Annotated in this window: 15 protein-coding genes and 1 other annotated feature; of the genes, 9 read left to right on the plus strand and 6 right to left on the minus strand. The window is 36.9% G+C overall.

Annotated features, from left to right (window positions below; genetic code table 11):
• Positions 1 to 51 precede the first annotated feature (51 nt).
• The gene (locus tag LN736_RS11085) at positions 52 to 1,437 is read right to left on the minus strand and encodes an MATE family efflux transporter (RefSeq protein ID WP_150356122.1); all 1,386 of its coding nucleotides are present in this window, start codon (positions 1,435 to 1,437) and stop codon (positions 52 to 54) included.
• Positions 1,438 to 1,440: 3 nt separating this feature from the next.
• On the minus strand, positions 1,441 to 1,899 hold the full coding sequence (locus tag LN736_RS11090; RefSeq protein ID WP_150356121.1) for a MarR family winged helix-turn-helix transcriptional regulator: 459 nt from the start codon (positions 1,897 to 1,899) through the stop codon (positions 1,441 to 1,443).
• Between the two features lie 151 nt (positions 1,900 to 2,050).
• Positions 2,051 to 2,363, plus strand: a binding site (T-box leader).
• Positions 2,364 to 2,422: 59 nt separating this feature from the next.
• On the opposite strand from LN736_RS11090, the gene trpE reads away from it, so the two are divergent.
• From trpE to trpA, 7 genes are read left to right on the plus strand one after another with little or no spacing between them, the layout of a single operon-like run.
• Positions 2,423 to 3,853 (plus strand): anthranilate synthase component I, encoded by a 1,431-nt coding sequence (gene trpE / locus LN736_RS11095; RefSeq protein ID WP_150356120.1) that lies wholly within the window; start codon positions 2,423 to 2,425, stop codon positions 3,851 to 3,853.
• The gene (locus LN736_RS11100) at positions 3,853 to 4,443 is read left to right on the plus strand and encodes an anthranilate synthase component II (protein ID WP_150356119.1); all 591 of its coding nucleotides are present in this window, start codon (positions 3,853 to 3,855) and stop codon (positions 4,441 to 4,443) included. Before trpE ends, LN736_RS11100 begins: the two co-directional genes overlap by 1 nt.
• On the plus strand, positions 4,424 to 5,440 hold the full coding sequence (gene trpD / locus LN736_RS11105; RefSeq protein WP_150356118.1) for an anthranilate phosphoribosyltransferase: 1,017 nt from the start codon (positions 4,424 to 4,426) through the stop codon (positions 5,438 to 5,440). The genes LN736_RS11100 and trpD overlap by 20 nt, the downstream gene beginning before the upstream one ends.
• A gap of 33 nt (positions 5,441 to 5,473) precedes the next feature.
• The gene (trpC, locus tag LN736_RS11110) at positions 5,474 to 6,250 is read left to right on the plus strand and encodes an indole-3-glycerol phosphate synthase TrpC (RefSeq protein ID WP_150356117.1); all 777 of its coding nucleotides are present in this window, start codon (positions 5,474 to 5,476) and stop codon (positions 6,248 to 6,250) included.
• A gap of 24 nt (positions 6,251 to 6,274) precedes the next feature.
• Positions 6,275 to 6,907 (plus strand): phosphoribosylanthranilate isomerase, encoded by a 633-nt coding sequence (locus tag LN736_RS11115; protein WP_229981545.1) that lies wholly within the window; start codon positions 6,275 to 6,277, stop codon positions 6,905 to 6,907.
• Positions 6,907 to 8,082: a tryptophan synthase subunit beta gene (gene trpB, locus LN736_RS11120; protein WP_150356115.1), complete on the plus strand. Its 1,176-nt coding sequence runs from the start codon at positions 6,907 to 6,909 to the stop codon at positions 8,080 to 8,082. Before LN736_RS11115 ends, trpB begins: the two co-directional genes overlap by 1 nt.
• A complete protein-coding gene (trpA, locus tag LN736_RS11125) occupies positions 8,082 to 8,876 on the plus strand; it encodes a tryptophan synthase subunit alpha (protein WP_150356114.1) in 795 nt (264 codons plus the stop codon). Before trpB ends, trpA begins: the two co-directional genes overlap by 1 nt.
• Before the next feature lie 237 nt (positions 8,877 to 9,113).
• Here the strand turns inward: trpA and LN736_RS19205 are convergent, their stop codons facing one another.
• From LN736_RS19205 to LN736_RS11140, 4 genes are all read right to left on the minus strand, one after another.
• Positions 9,114 to 9,785 carry a penicillin-binding transpeptidase domain-containing protein gene (locus LN736_RS19205; RefSeq protein ID WP_407647153.1) on the minus strand — a complete coding sequence of 224 codons (672 nt, stop codon included), beginning with the start codon at positions 9,783 to 9,785 and terminating at the stop codon, positions 9,114 to 9,116.
• Positions 9,785 to 10,426, minus strand: a complete 642-nt coding sequence (locus tag LN736_RS19210; protein WP_407647154.1) for a hypothetical protein — start codon at positions 10,424 to 10,426, stop codon at positions 9,785 to 9,787. Before LN736_RS19210 ends, LN736_RS19205 begins: the two co-directional genes overlap by 1 nt.
• A gap of 347 nt (positions 10,427 to 10,773) precedes the next feature.
• Entirely contained in the window at positions 10,774 to 12,081 is a 1,308-nt protein-coding gene (locus tag LN736_RS11135) for a M56 family metallopeptidase (protein ID WP_229981546.1), read from the minus strand.
• 20 nt (positions 12,082 to 12,101) lie between these two features.
• Complete coding sequence (locus LN736_RS11140) at positions 12,102 to 12,470, minus strand: BlaI/MecI/CopY family transcriptional regulator (protein WP_150356133.1); 369 nt, start codon at positions 12,468 to 12,470, stop codon at positions 12,102 to 12,104.
• Positions 12,471 to 12,672: 202 nt separating this feature from the next.
• On the opposite strand from LN736_RS11140, the gene LN736_RS11145 reads away from it, so the two are divergent.
• Positions 12,673 to 12,882 carry a hypothetical protein gene (locus tag LN736_RS11145; RefSeq protein ID WP_229981547.1) on the plus strand — a complete coding sequence of 70 codons (210 nt, stop codon included), beginning with the start codon at positions 12,673 to 12,675 and terminating at the stop codon, positions 12,880 to 12,882.
• Positions 12,883 to 12,948: 66 nt separating this feature from the next.
• Complete coding sequence (locus tag LN736_RS11150; RefSeq protein ID WP_229981548.1) at positions 12,949 to 13,689, plus strand: hypothetical protein; 741 nt, start codon at positions 12,949 to 12,951, stop codon at positions 13,687 to 13,689.
• The last annotated feature ends 34 nt before the right edge of the window (positions 13,690 to 13,723 follow it).

Genomic DNA, 13,723 nt, shown 5'->3' on the forward strand with positions numbered 1-13,723 from the left:
AAGTCAAGTATCTCCTCACCAAAAATAAAGTTTTTTACATTAATTTTGTGTTTATTTTTTAACGACAGCTTTTTCCAACTCAACAGTTTGAATAATTTCTTCTCTATTTATGTGTTTCATTTCCAGGTAGATAACACCTGCAGTTATGAGAGCAGATGAAATATCAGCTATAGGCGGAGTCCTCCATACACCTTCAATGCCCCAAAAATGCGGCAATATCAGCAATAGAGGAATCAATAACAACAACTGTCTGGATAATCCTAAAATTGTGGATTGAATTGGCTTGTTAACTGCCTGAAAGTATTGGGAACAGACAATTTGAAAGCCGGCCACAGGAAACATTAAAAAAAAGATTGACATTGCATGGGCAGCGAGTCGGGTTAGCTCTATATTATTGTTATTAAACATATTGGCAATTTGAGTAGGCCATATATGCACTACTGCAGTGCTGACTACTGCTATGATTGTACCCACAATTACTGCCTTTTTCAAGGCTTCTTTTACTCTATCGAATTGCTGAGCGCCATAGTTAAAACCGATTATAGGCTGGGCGCCTTGGCTGATACCGAGAATAGGCATAAACATTAGGGTGGATATACTTCCAACAATGCCCATGGCTGAAAGTGCTATATCGCCACCATAGGTTGTTAATGCTCTATTCAAGATAAGATTTTGAAGACTATTGGCCAATTGCATTGAAAATGGGGCAAAGCCAATAGATACGATACTAATGACTATATTTTTCTGCAATTTGAGATTCTTAAGTCGTATTTTAAGTAAACTATGACCCCAAAGGAAATAACTTAACACCCAAATCGATGAAAATATCTGACCGCAGATAGTCGCCAATGCTGATCCTTTAATTCCAATGCCTAATCTTATTACAAAAATATAATTTAAGACTATATTGATTACAGTTCCAATCACCTGGGTATACATGGCCATTTTAGGATTACCCTCAGCTCTGATAAAATTGACCATTCCCATGCTTATAGAGCCCAAAGCCGAAGCTAGCATTATAATATGGGTAAAATCTTTGGCATAAGGTAAAGTTTTAGCACTGGCTCCAAAAAAACTTAAAATAGGATTAGTAAAAAGAAAATAAATAATGCTTATACATATTGGCAGCAATATTAACAACAACAGAGCATTTCCAGCGATTTTTTCAGCTTCTTCCGGCTTTTTTTCTCCCAGGCGGATGGAGATAAGCGATGTAGCTCCAACACCAATTAGAACAGATACCGCCATGAGAATAAGCATAATTGGAAAGGCTACGGTTATAGCTGCAATAGCAATTGAACCTACCCCACGGCCTACAAACATACGGTCGATAATGTTATATATAGAGTTTACTAGCATGGCGATAACAGCTGGCCAGGAAAATTTCCACAGCAGTCTACTAATTTTTGCATCTCTAAGTTCCATTGTACTATCCATTTTTCAATTCACCTTCTTAATTTTTTGCATGAATTCTACAGCATATTTAAGACTATCAACAAACTTCATTAGCTCACTGGGTTCTGTATTACCTAAGATTTTTCCCATACACTGAATGGAGTTTTTCATTATATCTTCTATTTCTAATTTTCCGTCATTTGTAAGGGATATCAAGGTTTTTCGGCGGTCGTTAGCGTCATCACAGCGAATAACCAGACCAGACTTCTCTAATTGATCGATTAAGGTGGTTAAGCTACCTTTCTCCATATTGAGCATCTTTGCAATTTGGGTTGCAGTGAGAACATGATTCTGATAGAGGAAGCCTATGATCATGATGTGATTTTTTTTAATTCCTTGATACTTACGACTTTCTTTTGGAAATTGGCGGAGAAATTTTTCGTGGAACAAACCCATGGTTTTAAACAACAGTTCATGTAACTCTTGTAGTTCTTCGTATGTCATACACATCGCCCTTCATATAGTTAGAATTCTAATCTTAAGAATACTAACTTATTGTATACCTCCATTTTTTAGTTGTCAAGTTAGCAACAAAATTAAAATTTTATATTGACAATCCTGAAAAAGTGGTATAGTATATAAAATAATTTAACTGCTAAAACTTATGAGAAGAAAGAGTAGGTAGAGGAATTTAGTTCAAGCGAGTTCGGGGCAGTGTGAGCCGAATGCTGTAGCCTGTATTGAATGGGTCTTCGAGGTGCCCTGCGAAATGATAGTAGCAGGAGACGGTAGTCTACCGTTAAAAGGACAGGGTATCGAGTAAAATCCGTACCTGAATGAGATAGTTTGTAGATAGGTGGTACAGCGAAATTTTGCATTTCGTCCTTTTGGATGGAATGCTTTTTTATTTCTCAAAATCTGTTTTACAAATTAATAATGGGTGGCACCGCGGTCATTTCGTCCCAGTTTGTGGATGAAATGGCTTTTTTGTATTTAATTTACTAATCGATATGGAGAAGGTGGTAAAATGTTAAATTTATCTGAAGAGGAGTTTTACAGATATAAAAGCTTAAAGAAAAATTTTCCCCTGTTCATAAAGAGCAGCGGGGATGAGACAACTCCTATAAGTATTTATTACAACTTAGACGGAAAAAATAAATTTCTGCTGGAGAGCATATATTCTGAAAATGAAATAGGAAGATACTCTTTTATAGGTATGGATCCCTATATGAAAATGAAAAGCTGTGGAAGTAACATATGCGTGGAGAAAAAAGGATTATTTAAAAATATAAAAGGGAAAATACTTGATTACATTAAAAAATATTTAAATGTTCCCTATGAAGCTCCGGGACTTTCCATTCCATTTACAGGGGGGGCAGTAGGGTATGTAGGCTACGACGTTGTAAGGCAGTATGAGAAATTACCTGATGAAAATAAAGATGATATTGAAACACCGGAATCCTACATGATGTTTTATAAAAAATTTATCTGTTATGATCACTTCAAGCATGAGATCTATTTAATTTACAATTTTATGGAAGGTGACAGTATAACTTACCAGGAAGTAGAGCTTCAGCTGGAGCAGCTAAAGGATATGGTGGGCAGAGGAAATTCATTTCACAGACTGGAGGAAAAAGGCACTGAAAAGCAGGTTACTTCCAATGTCACTGAGAAGAAATACTGCAAAATGGTGGAAAAAGCCAGAGAGTATATAAAATCCGGTGACATATTCCAGGTGGTTTTATCCCAGAGGCTGAAATCAAAGAGCACTTCCCATCCCTTTGATGTGTACAGAAGACTCAGATCGGAGAATCCATCCCCTTATCTATTCTATATTGATTTTGGGGAATTTGAAATAGCCGGGTCGTCACCTGAAAGTCTTGTATCTGTGAAAAACGGCACAGTGATCACCAACCCCATAGCAGGCACCAGGCCCAGAGGCAAAAGTGCAGAGGAGGATATAAAGCTTAAGCAGGAACTTTTAAATGATGGAAAAGAGAGAGCAGAGCATGTGATGCTGGTGGATCTGGGAAGAAATGATATAGGAAAGATAAGTGAATTCGGAAGTGTAAATCTGGATAAATTTATGGATGTGGGCCTTTATTCCCACGTAATGCACATAGTTTCAAAGGTATCAGGCAGACTGGAGAAGAATCTAGGAGATGTAGACGCCCTGATATCCTGCCTTCCAGTGGGAACTGTATCCGGAGCTCCAAAGATAAGGGCCATGGAAATAATTGACGAACTGGAAAACAGCAAAAGGGGAATTTATTCAGGGGCTGTAGGATATTTTTCCTTTAATGGAAATATGGATACCTGTATTGCAATAAGGACCATACTTTTTAAGGACGGATATGCTTATGTTCAATCCGGGGCAGGTATCGTCTATGATTCCGTTGCCGAAAATGAATATAGGGAAACGTTAAACAAGGCCAGAGCCATGATAGAGGTGATATGATGATACTTTTGATAGATAATTATGATTCTTTTACCTACAATCTCTACCAGTATGTTGGAGAGATCTATGAAGATATAAAAGTTGTGAGAAACGACAGGATATCTTTGAAAGAAATAGATGTGCTTAATCCGGAGGGGATAATACTGTCCCCGGGACCTGGAATACCTGAAAATGCAGGTATATGCATAGATGTTGTCAGGAAATTTGGACCTCAGGTACCGATTCTGGGCATATGCCTTGGACATCAGGCTATAGGCTGTGCCTATGGAGGCAGTGTGGTGAGAGCAGGGCATATAATGCACGGGAAGACATCAAAAGTAGCTTTAAAGCAGAGCAAAATATTTGAACATTTGAAAAATTCCATAGATGTGATGAGGTATCATTCTCTGGTGTTAGAGAGAAAAAGTCTTCCCGGGGAACTTGACATAATTGGTGAAAGCCTTGATGACAGGGAAATAATGGCTGTAAGACATAAAAAATATAGAGTCTATGGACTTCAATTTCACCCTGAGTCCATTCTTACGGAAAGTGGAAAGACAATTATTAAAAATTTTGTGGAGGGGATTTGTAATGCTGCAGGAAATAATTAGAGATGTTATAAGTGGAAATGATCTGGGAGAAAAAGAAGCCTATGATTCCATGAATGAGATAATGCAGGGAAAGGCAACTGACTCTCAAATAGGAGGATTTTTGATAGCTCTCAGGATAAAGGGGGAAACCGTTCAGGAGATAACGGGCTTTGCCAGAGCAATGAGAGATAATGCCCTGCCTTTAAAGCTTGACTCTGAGTATGTCATCGATACCTGTGGAACCGGCGGAGATGGCGGAAGAACTTTTAATATATCAACTGCTGCTGCAATAGTTGCTGCTGCAGCAGGAGTGAAGGTGGCAAAGCACGGCAACAGAGCGGTGTCCAGTAAAAGCGGGAGTGCAGATGTACTTGAAAAGCTGGGATTTGATATAAATTTAAATCCGGAGGATGCCCGGAAAAGCATAGATGAAAATGGTATGGCATTTCTTTTTGCCCAGAGATATCACAGTGCCATGAAAAATGTGGCAGGTCCCAGAAGAGAATTGGGAACAAGGACCGTGTTCAACATGCTGGGACCTCTTACGAATCCTGCATTTGTAAAAGGTCAGGTACTTGGAGTATACGATAAAAACTTGACCCATGTGGCAGCTGAAGTGCTTGTGAATCTGGGCTGTGAAAGAGCTCTGGTGGTTTGCGGAGAGGACGGCCTGGACGAGATAAGTACTACATCGAAGACCTATGCAAGTGAGCTTAAAAATGGTGAGATAAGAGATTATACCTTAAATCCTGAAGACTTTGACATCAGGATATCCAGTATGGATGACATAGCAGGCGGCACAGCCGTTGAAAATGCACAGTTCATACTTGAAATTCTCAAGGGCAGCAAAGGCCCCAAAAGGGATATTGTGCTTTTGAACAGTGGAGCGGCCCTTTATGTGGGAAAAGTTTCCGGGAGCATAGCAGAGGGAATAGATATGGCAAGAGAAGTTGTAGATTCAAAAAGGGCCTATGAAAAGCTGCAGGAGCTTGTGAATTGCAGCAGGGCTGTCGGTTAGAGATACCTATATTATGAGGAGATGATAAATAAGGTGATACTTGAAGATATAGTTGCAGAAAAAATACCTCAGATTGAAGTGGAAAAACAGATTGTGCCTGCGACAAAACTTGCCAAAAGCTCAGGAAATTCAAGTAGAAGAAATTTTAAAAGATCACTGGACAAAAGTGGGATATCCATTATTGCTGAAATAAAAAAGGCCTCTCCATCTAGGGGGGTAATACTGGAAGATTTTGATGTGGTGAAGATAGCGAGGATATATGAAGATTTGGATGTAGATGCGGTTTCCGTACTTACGGAAAAGAATTTTTTCCAGGGAAATGACAGGTATATAGATGAGGTTAAAAAAGTAAATTCAAAACCTGTGCTGAGAAAGGATTTTATAGTTGATCCATACCAGATATATCAGTCAAAGGCCCTTGGAGCAGATGCCCTGCTGCTTATAACTGCAATTTTAAAAGATAAGCTGGAAGAGTATTACAAGCTGGCAGAAAAAATCGGACTTCAATGTCTGGTGGAGGTGCATGACGAGAGAGAACTTGAAACTGCACTGCAGGCAGAATGTAATATCATAGGTATAAACAACAGAAATCTGAAGGACTTTTCGGAGAATTTAAAAAATACGGAGAGGCTTATAAAAAGAATGCCCACAGGCATTACCATTGTATCGGAAAGTGGAATAAAAAATGAGAAAGATATAAAATATCTGAAAAGTGTTGGAGCAGATGCAGTGCTTATAGGTGAGACTTTTATGAGAAATATAGATAATGTATCCAGGATTCGTGAGCTTGTAAAAAATGCAAGGATGTGAACAGGATGGAAAGGGGTGCAGCCTGTGACTCTGGTAAAAATATGCGGGATAAGGAGGAGCGCTGATATAGAAATTTTAAATGAACTGCTGCCGGATTATGCAGGATTTATATTCTGTGACAGTAAAAGAAAGGTAACTTTAAGTGAGGCAGAAGATCTTGTAAAAAAATTGGACAACAACATCAAAAGAGTGGGAGTTTTTAAAGACAATGATGTGAATGAAGTAGTTGATACAGCCAGGGCTTTGAAGCTGGATGCAGTTCAGCTTCATGGAGCTGAAGGTGGAAAATATTTGAGCAGTTTGACCCCTTTTAATATCTGGAAAACAGTTCATGTAAATGTGAACTATGTGTCCAAAAATGATATTTGGCAGAAAATACACAGTACATGCAAGTTGGATATTGAAGCCGTGCTGCTGGACAGCAGTGTAAGAGGCAAAAACGGCGGTACCGGCGTGAGTTTTAACTGGAATGTACTGGAAGGTATTCATATAGACAAAAAATTGGTACTGGCGGGAGGACTGAATTCAGAAAATATTGTTCAGGCCATAAAAGTTGTGAGGCCGGAGGTGGTAGATGTGTCCGGTGGTGTGGAGGAAAATGGTATGAAAAGTTTTAAGAAAATAAAAGATTTTATAGGGAAAGTGAGGAGTATATAATGGAAGGAAGATTTGGAAAATTCGGCGGTCAATACGTTCCTGAAACCATAATGAATGCAATTACAGAATTGGAAAGGGAATTTAGTGAGGCCATAGAGGATGAAAAATTCATGGAGGAATACAGATATTACCTTAAAGAATATGTGGGAAGGGAAAATCCTCTGTATTTTGCCGAGAATATGACAAAAAAACTGGGAGGAGCCAGGATATACCTTAAAAGAGAGGATTTAAACCATACGGGGGCACATAAGATAAACAATGCCCTGGGACAGGTACTCCTTGCCAGAAGAATGGGTAAAAAGAAAGTTATAGCTGAGACAGGTGCAGGACAGCACGGGGTGGCAACTGCAACCGCGGCGGCTCTGTTCGGAATGAAATGTGAGATATTCATGGGTGAAAAGGATATAAGAAGGCAGGCTCTTAATGTATTCAAGATGAAAATACTTGGGGCAGATGTGACCTCTGTGACTGCGGGAACTGGAACACTGAAGGATGCGGTAAATGAGGCCATGAGAAACTGGGTTTCTAATATAGAGGATACTTTTTATGTAATAGGATCCGTAATGGGACCTCATCCATATCCCACCATGGTGAGGGATTTCCAGAGAGTCATAGGAGATGAGGCCAGAAGACAGATCCTGGAGAAAGAAGGAAGACTGCCTGATTACATTATAGCCTGTGTAGGCGGTGGAAGTAACTCCATGGGTATTTTTTATCCTTTTGTAGAAGATGAATCAGTAAAACTCATAGGAGTGGAAGCAGCAGGAAAAGGACTTGATACGGATCAGCATGCAGCAACTATAGAAAAGGGCTCTGTAGGCGTAATCCACGGAATGATGACCTATGTACTCCAGGATGAAGATGGGCAGATACTTCCGGCCTATTCCATATCTGCAGGTCTTGATTACCCTGGAGTGGGGCCGGAACACGCCTATTACAATGATGTAAAGAGGGCAGTTTATGAATCCGCCACGGACAGTGAGGCAGTAGAAGCATTTACCTATCTTTCAAGGGTGGAGGGAATAATTCCTGCCCTTGAAAGTGCACATGCAGTGGCTTATGCCATGAAACTGGCTCCAGAACTCGACAAGGACAAGATAATCATCATAAATTTATCAGGAAGAGGAGACAAGGACATGAATACCATGGCAGCTATAATGGGGGTGGAATTATAATGAACAGGATAGATTTGAAATTCAGTCAGTTAAAGGAAAAAGGTGAAAAGGCACTTATACCTTTTATAACGGCAGGTGATCCGGATTTGGAAACTACCGTAGAAATCGTACTTGCTATGGAGAGTTCAGGAGCGGATATAATAGAACTGGGCATACCTTATTCGGATCCTCTGGCAGATGGAGTTACAATACAGGCATCTTCAAACAGGGCACTTAAAAATGGAGTGAAGATATTCAAAATAATGGACACAGTGAAAAACATAAGGAAAAGAACACAGGTGCCCCTCGTATATCTGGTTTATTACAGTTCCATATTCAAGTATGGGATGGAGAAGTTCATAAAAGAATGCAGCAGCTGCGGCATAGATGGCCTCATAATACCGGATCTTCCAATAGAGGAGAGAAAAGATATTATAGCAATGGGAGAAAAATATGGAGTATACCTTATTCCTCTTGTGGCACCAACATCCAAGGAGAGAATAGAAAAAATAGTGAGGGGTGCCAGAGGGTTTGTATACTGCGTTTCCGTAAATGGAGTCACAGGTGCGAGAAACTCCATAAACACTGACATAAAAGAATACATGAAAATTGTTTCAAGCTATACTGATATACCTAGGGCACTTGGGTTCGGAATATCCTCGGCAGCCATGGCCGAAAAATTCAAACCCTACTGCCAGGGTATAATTGTAGGAAGTGCACTGATTGACAGGATAGCAGAAGGAAAAAGCAAAGGAGATATACTGGATAGTGTGAAAGAATTTATTGGAGAATTGAAAAACGGCTTGAGACAGTGATTTAATTCTGCGTTTTTAAAAATATACATTGTAAAAGCATGTATGTCAAGAACGCCTCCTTGTGCAGGCGTTCTTTTGAGGGCTCTGAATGTTGACCAATCTCATCCATCTTTACGTATAAAGAGAATACAAGGAAGTAAAGATATTTTTGAGATGACAATTAAAATGAGTATTAGAGTAACATGGCAGTATACAGATAATAGAATATTACTCAGAAATAAATGAAGTTATAGAATTTTATTTTATAGAATAATATGCAGAATAAATATCCCTGGCTACAGAAGCTGCTCCCACTCCTCCCTGGCCACCGTCAAACAGCACTACACATACGGCTATTTGGGGTTTGTCAAGAGGAGCAAAACCGATGTATTCGGCATAGTCGGTTCTTCCCACCTGCTCCTGATTGCCAAGACTCTGGGCGGTACCTGTTTTACCTGCAGTAGCTATGGGGAATCCGCTGAATACCTGGGCAGCCGTACCGCTTTGATTAACGGCACTCATTCCCTGTTTAACTGATGATATTGTCTCGGCTTTAACACCTGTTTTCTCTATTATTTCAGGTTTCACCTTTTCGATGACTTTGCCGTCTACATTCAGATATTGATTCACCAGGTGAAGTTTATATCTGGTGCCGCCGTTGGCAATAGTGGCAGCATAGTTTGCTATCTGAAGAGGGGTAAACTGGTTCAGTCCCTGACCTATGGCGGAATTTTCTATATTTGCCGGCACCTTCAGCTGGGCATTGGCATCTGATATGGTTATACTGTACAATACATCAAGCATGCTATCCATCTGGCTGCCGCTTATGTCCTTTTTGTTGTTCGGATCTGCTTTTACAAGCTCTAAAAACAACTCTCTGTACTTTGACCTGTTGAAAGCACTTTTACCTTCCTTTATGGAATTCTTCACTAGATCCTTGATAAAGTATCTTTCACGATCATGAATCTTCTCTGCTGCTCCAGGGAATAGGCACTGCTTATATTGTACTGTTTCACAAGTTTTTTAAAAGTATCTTCCGGAGATATCTTCAGAAGTTCTTTGTTGACTAAAACTTTTAGCTCATCATCAGAAATATTTTTATTCTTGCTTTTGATGCTTTTCTCGATATCCTCATTTAATCCCCTGTCCCTTTTAAATTTAATTTCAAGATTTTTCCTGGTTTCCTCATCGTCACTTCTGAATTCAAATCTAAAGGGATTTATCTTGAGCTCAAAATCGTCCTGCTGATTTTCGTCGCTTTCGTCCAATATCTTAAATACCTCGCTCATTGTAGTGAAAAAAACCTTATCACTATCATCTGTCTGATTGTACACCAGCATATATCCCTGGGTACTGGTAGCCAGAACACTGCCTTTCACATCCAGAATCTTTCCCCTGGGGGCTGCATTGGGAATTTGTCTTATGGATTTATTGTTGGAACGCTCTTTATATTCCTGACCTTCTACCACCTGCAGAAAAAAAAGTCTTCCTGCGATAGTAGAAAAAATAATCAGCATAATTGTTATAAGCATAGTGTATCTCGTAATATTGAATTCCTTTTTTTTAATCAAATATATCATCCCCCAAATTATTATTAAATTACTGGAAAAAATAAATTATAAAGCCTTAAGAAATTAGGCAAGCCTGCTGGACTTGATAATATTATCAAACGGATTAGAAATCAAGATTATATCAGGATTTACTATGTGTCCGAAGAAAATTTATAAATAAACATAATCTTAGAAAATATTATATCTGAGGTAGCTAATGCAACAGATAATAAATATAGTCGAAAAACAATTTTAAGTGATATACTTAAAGCTTTTAAGGGAGCCTGGATTAATATTATAGGGGAAATCTATAGTATCAGTAAGTTGACACAGCAATTTTAGTGAGAGCTCTAGTAAATGTAATTGAATTAATGTTGAGGTAAAGGTACAAGTATTTCATCTGAGGGGGAAACTTTACCACTTACAGCTCTAACATCAGCTTCATATTGTGCTTTTACATCTGCAGGAGCATTTTCATAAGTATATACACTAAATTGTACTGGTTTAGTACTATAAGATTTGACTTTTATACTATCTTCAACAGGCTGATCTAAAATTTTCAAAACTTTTTCTTCATTTAAAACAGAGTTATTTTTATGCTTAACTTTAGTTGGTTTCCCATCTTCATCAACTGATATTATAGTAATACCCTGTATAGTTTCTCCTGCATGAAATTTTTTGGTGCTTATTTCATTAGTATTGGCTTTATCAGCATTGATTTCATTTATATTACTTTGTGCCAAAGTATTTAAACTTACTGATGAACATACAGTTATAATAGCAGCCAAAGCGCCTATAATTATACCTTTTTTTCTTATTTTTAAATTCAACATATTTTCTAGTCTCCTTTTTAACATATTCTTATTATTGAAACTTGTAATTAAATTCTGTTTTGCTATATTATTTTTATTAAGTCTTAAAGAATTAACAAGGGTTGATGCATATAATTTTCTTTCTTTCACATTTGATTTTTTAAGTACAGCTTCATCGCAAGATAATTCACAGTCATTGTTTATTGCCTTAAACATTATGTAAATTAAAGGATTAAACCAATGTACTGCTAAAGTTATTAATATTACAACCTTATATATTATGTCATGCCTTTTATAATGCATAAGCTCATGCTTTAAAATATATTTTAAAGCATGAGCATCATATGAGACGTTGGGGATTACTATGCTGGCATTGAATATTCCTATACCTAACGGTGTTGAAATTGCTGTACAATACTTTAATGAAATTTTTTTCTTAATATGCATTTCTTTTAATAACTTTAAATATATATTTTTAGTATTATTGTCAGATACATCGTAAATAAAATGTTTGATTTTGTTATTGAAAGCAAAATAAGAAATAATATGATAAACTAGAAATATTATTGAAACGGTCAACCATAAATAAAATAGTATTATAAAATAATTTACTACATTATCATTTAGACAAATTATATTATTCATCATAGTTTTGACATTATTAGGCGAATATCCAAAGAATTTATATATTTCTTGTGATACGTAAATTGGAATTTTAAAAGGTAAAATCATTTTGATTATTACAGCTAACCATATATAATAACAAAATCCACATGTATATCTTTTAGACAGAGTTTTTTCGAAAATTATAATAACAACAATTTCTATGCTCCCGAATAAAGATATCTGTAATAGATTTTTCATGAACATTTCCATCATAACTGTCACCTGCTTTTAATCCACTTATCCAGTTCATCCAGATCATCATCGGTAATATCATTATCTTCGTGCAGGGTAGTAATGAAACTTTTTAAAGAACTTCTGTGAACTTTTTTAAAAAATTCCCTGGTTTCAAATCTGCGGTATTCATCTTCTAGTACAACCGGTGTATAATAAGTGATCTTCTTTCCCTTTGCTACAGTTATAAACTTTTTCTTTGCCAAACGTGAAAGAAGCGTTAATATGGTTGTATTTTTCCAACCTTTTTTTTCTTCCATAATTTTAACTATTTCTTTTGAAGATACAGGAATCTTGCTAGACCAGATGACTTTCATAACTTCTAATTCCGATTCCGGAATTTTTTTAATTGACAACATAAGTCACCTCCTTTATATATATTCTACATATGTAGAATATATATGTCAATTGTTTTTTATTATAAAAGACCTTCCAGTCAGGTAATTGCTGGAGGCCTTTCCTTATTTTCTGCCTAAAAATATTTTACTTACTCAATCTAATTAAATTATATTCCAAGTTATCTAAAAATTTGGTATAATACAAGTAGGTGAAATATAAATGAGCAAAAACGAAGAAGTGAAACTGGATGGAATTTTAAAGGCACTGTTTTCAACATCACAGCAGGTACTTATAAATTTTATAAACAGGATGTTTGGTACAGATTATTGCTATGGTGATGTGGCTGTTACATACGGGAAGACGGAATTTCCACTGGAAGATTTCAATTATGATTTTATAAAGGCTGATTTGATCCTGAACTTTTTGTAGGAAGAGAAAAAAACAGTATATCATATAGAGTTCCAGACAAAAAATGATACTTCAATGGCGATAAGGATGTTTCAATATGGGTTTCACATAGGTAAAAACAACAGTATATTGGAAAATAATATTAAAGTAGTATATTTTCCCAAACAGCTGGTTATCTTTATAGAGGAAAATTCAAAAATAAAGGATGAATTGAGACTTAAGATTATATTTCCAGGTGGAGAGAAGGTCGATTATAGTGTCCCTGTTATGAAATATTGGGAATATACTGATATAAATCTGATTGAAGAAAAGCTATATATATTGCTGCCGCTCCAGGTATTTAAATTCAGAAAAATATTTGAGCACCTGAAACGTAAGAAAGATACCGGCAGGTCCGAATTTGACGATGTACTTAAGGAAGCCAAGAACTTGTCGTATAAACTTGCCAAAGAAATATCCAGGCTTAACAGCAGGAAAGAAATTATGGATAATGATTTTAATAGTATGCTTATAGCTATTCAGAATTTAATGGCATATCTGAATCGAAACTATTGTAATAATAAAAATGTAGAAGAAGAGGTGAGTAAGATGCTAAAGTCTTTTTACGATCCAGCAGTAGAGAAGAAAGGAATTGAAAAAGGGCGCAGAGAAACTCTGATAAGTAATTTACAGACGCTTCTTAATATTAAATTTTCAGATACGTCTTATATGTCCAGAATAAAGAAAATAGAAGATGAAGATACTTTGAATTCCGTATTTGAAGATGCAGTGAAAAGCAATTCCATTGAAGAACTCAAGGAAAAATTGAAACAGAGAAAATTAAACTAGAAAATAAGATCTGTCTGTAATGGCAGATCTTATT

The sequence above is a fragment of the Clostridium aromativorans genome (assembly GCF_020908015.1).
Classification (GTDB): Bacteria; Bacillota; Clostridia; order Clostridiales; family Clostridiaceae; genus Clostridium_B; species Clostridium_B aromativorans.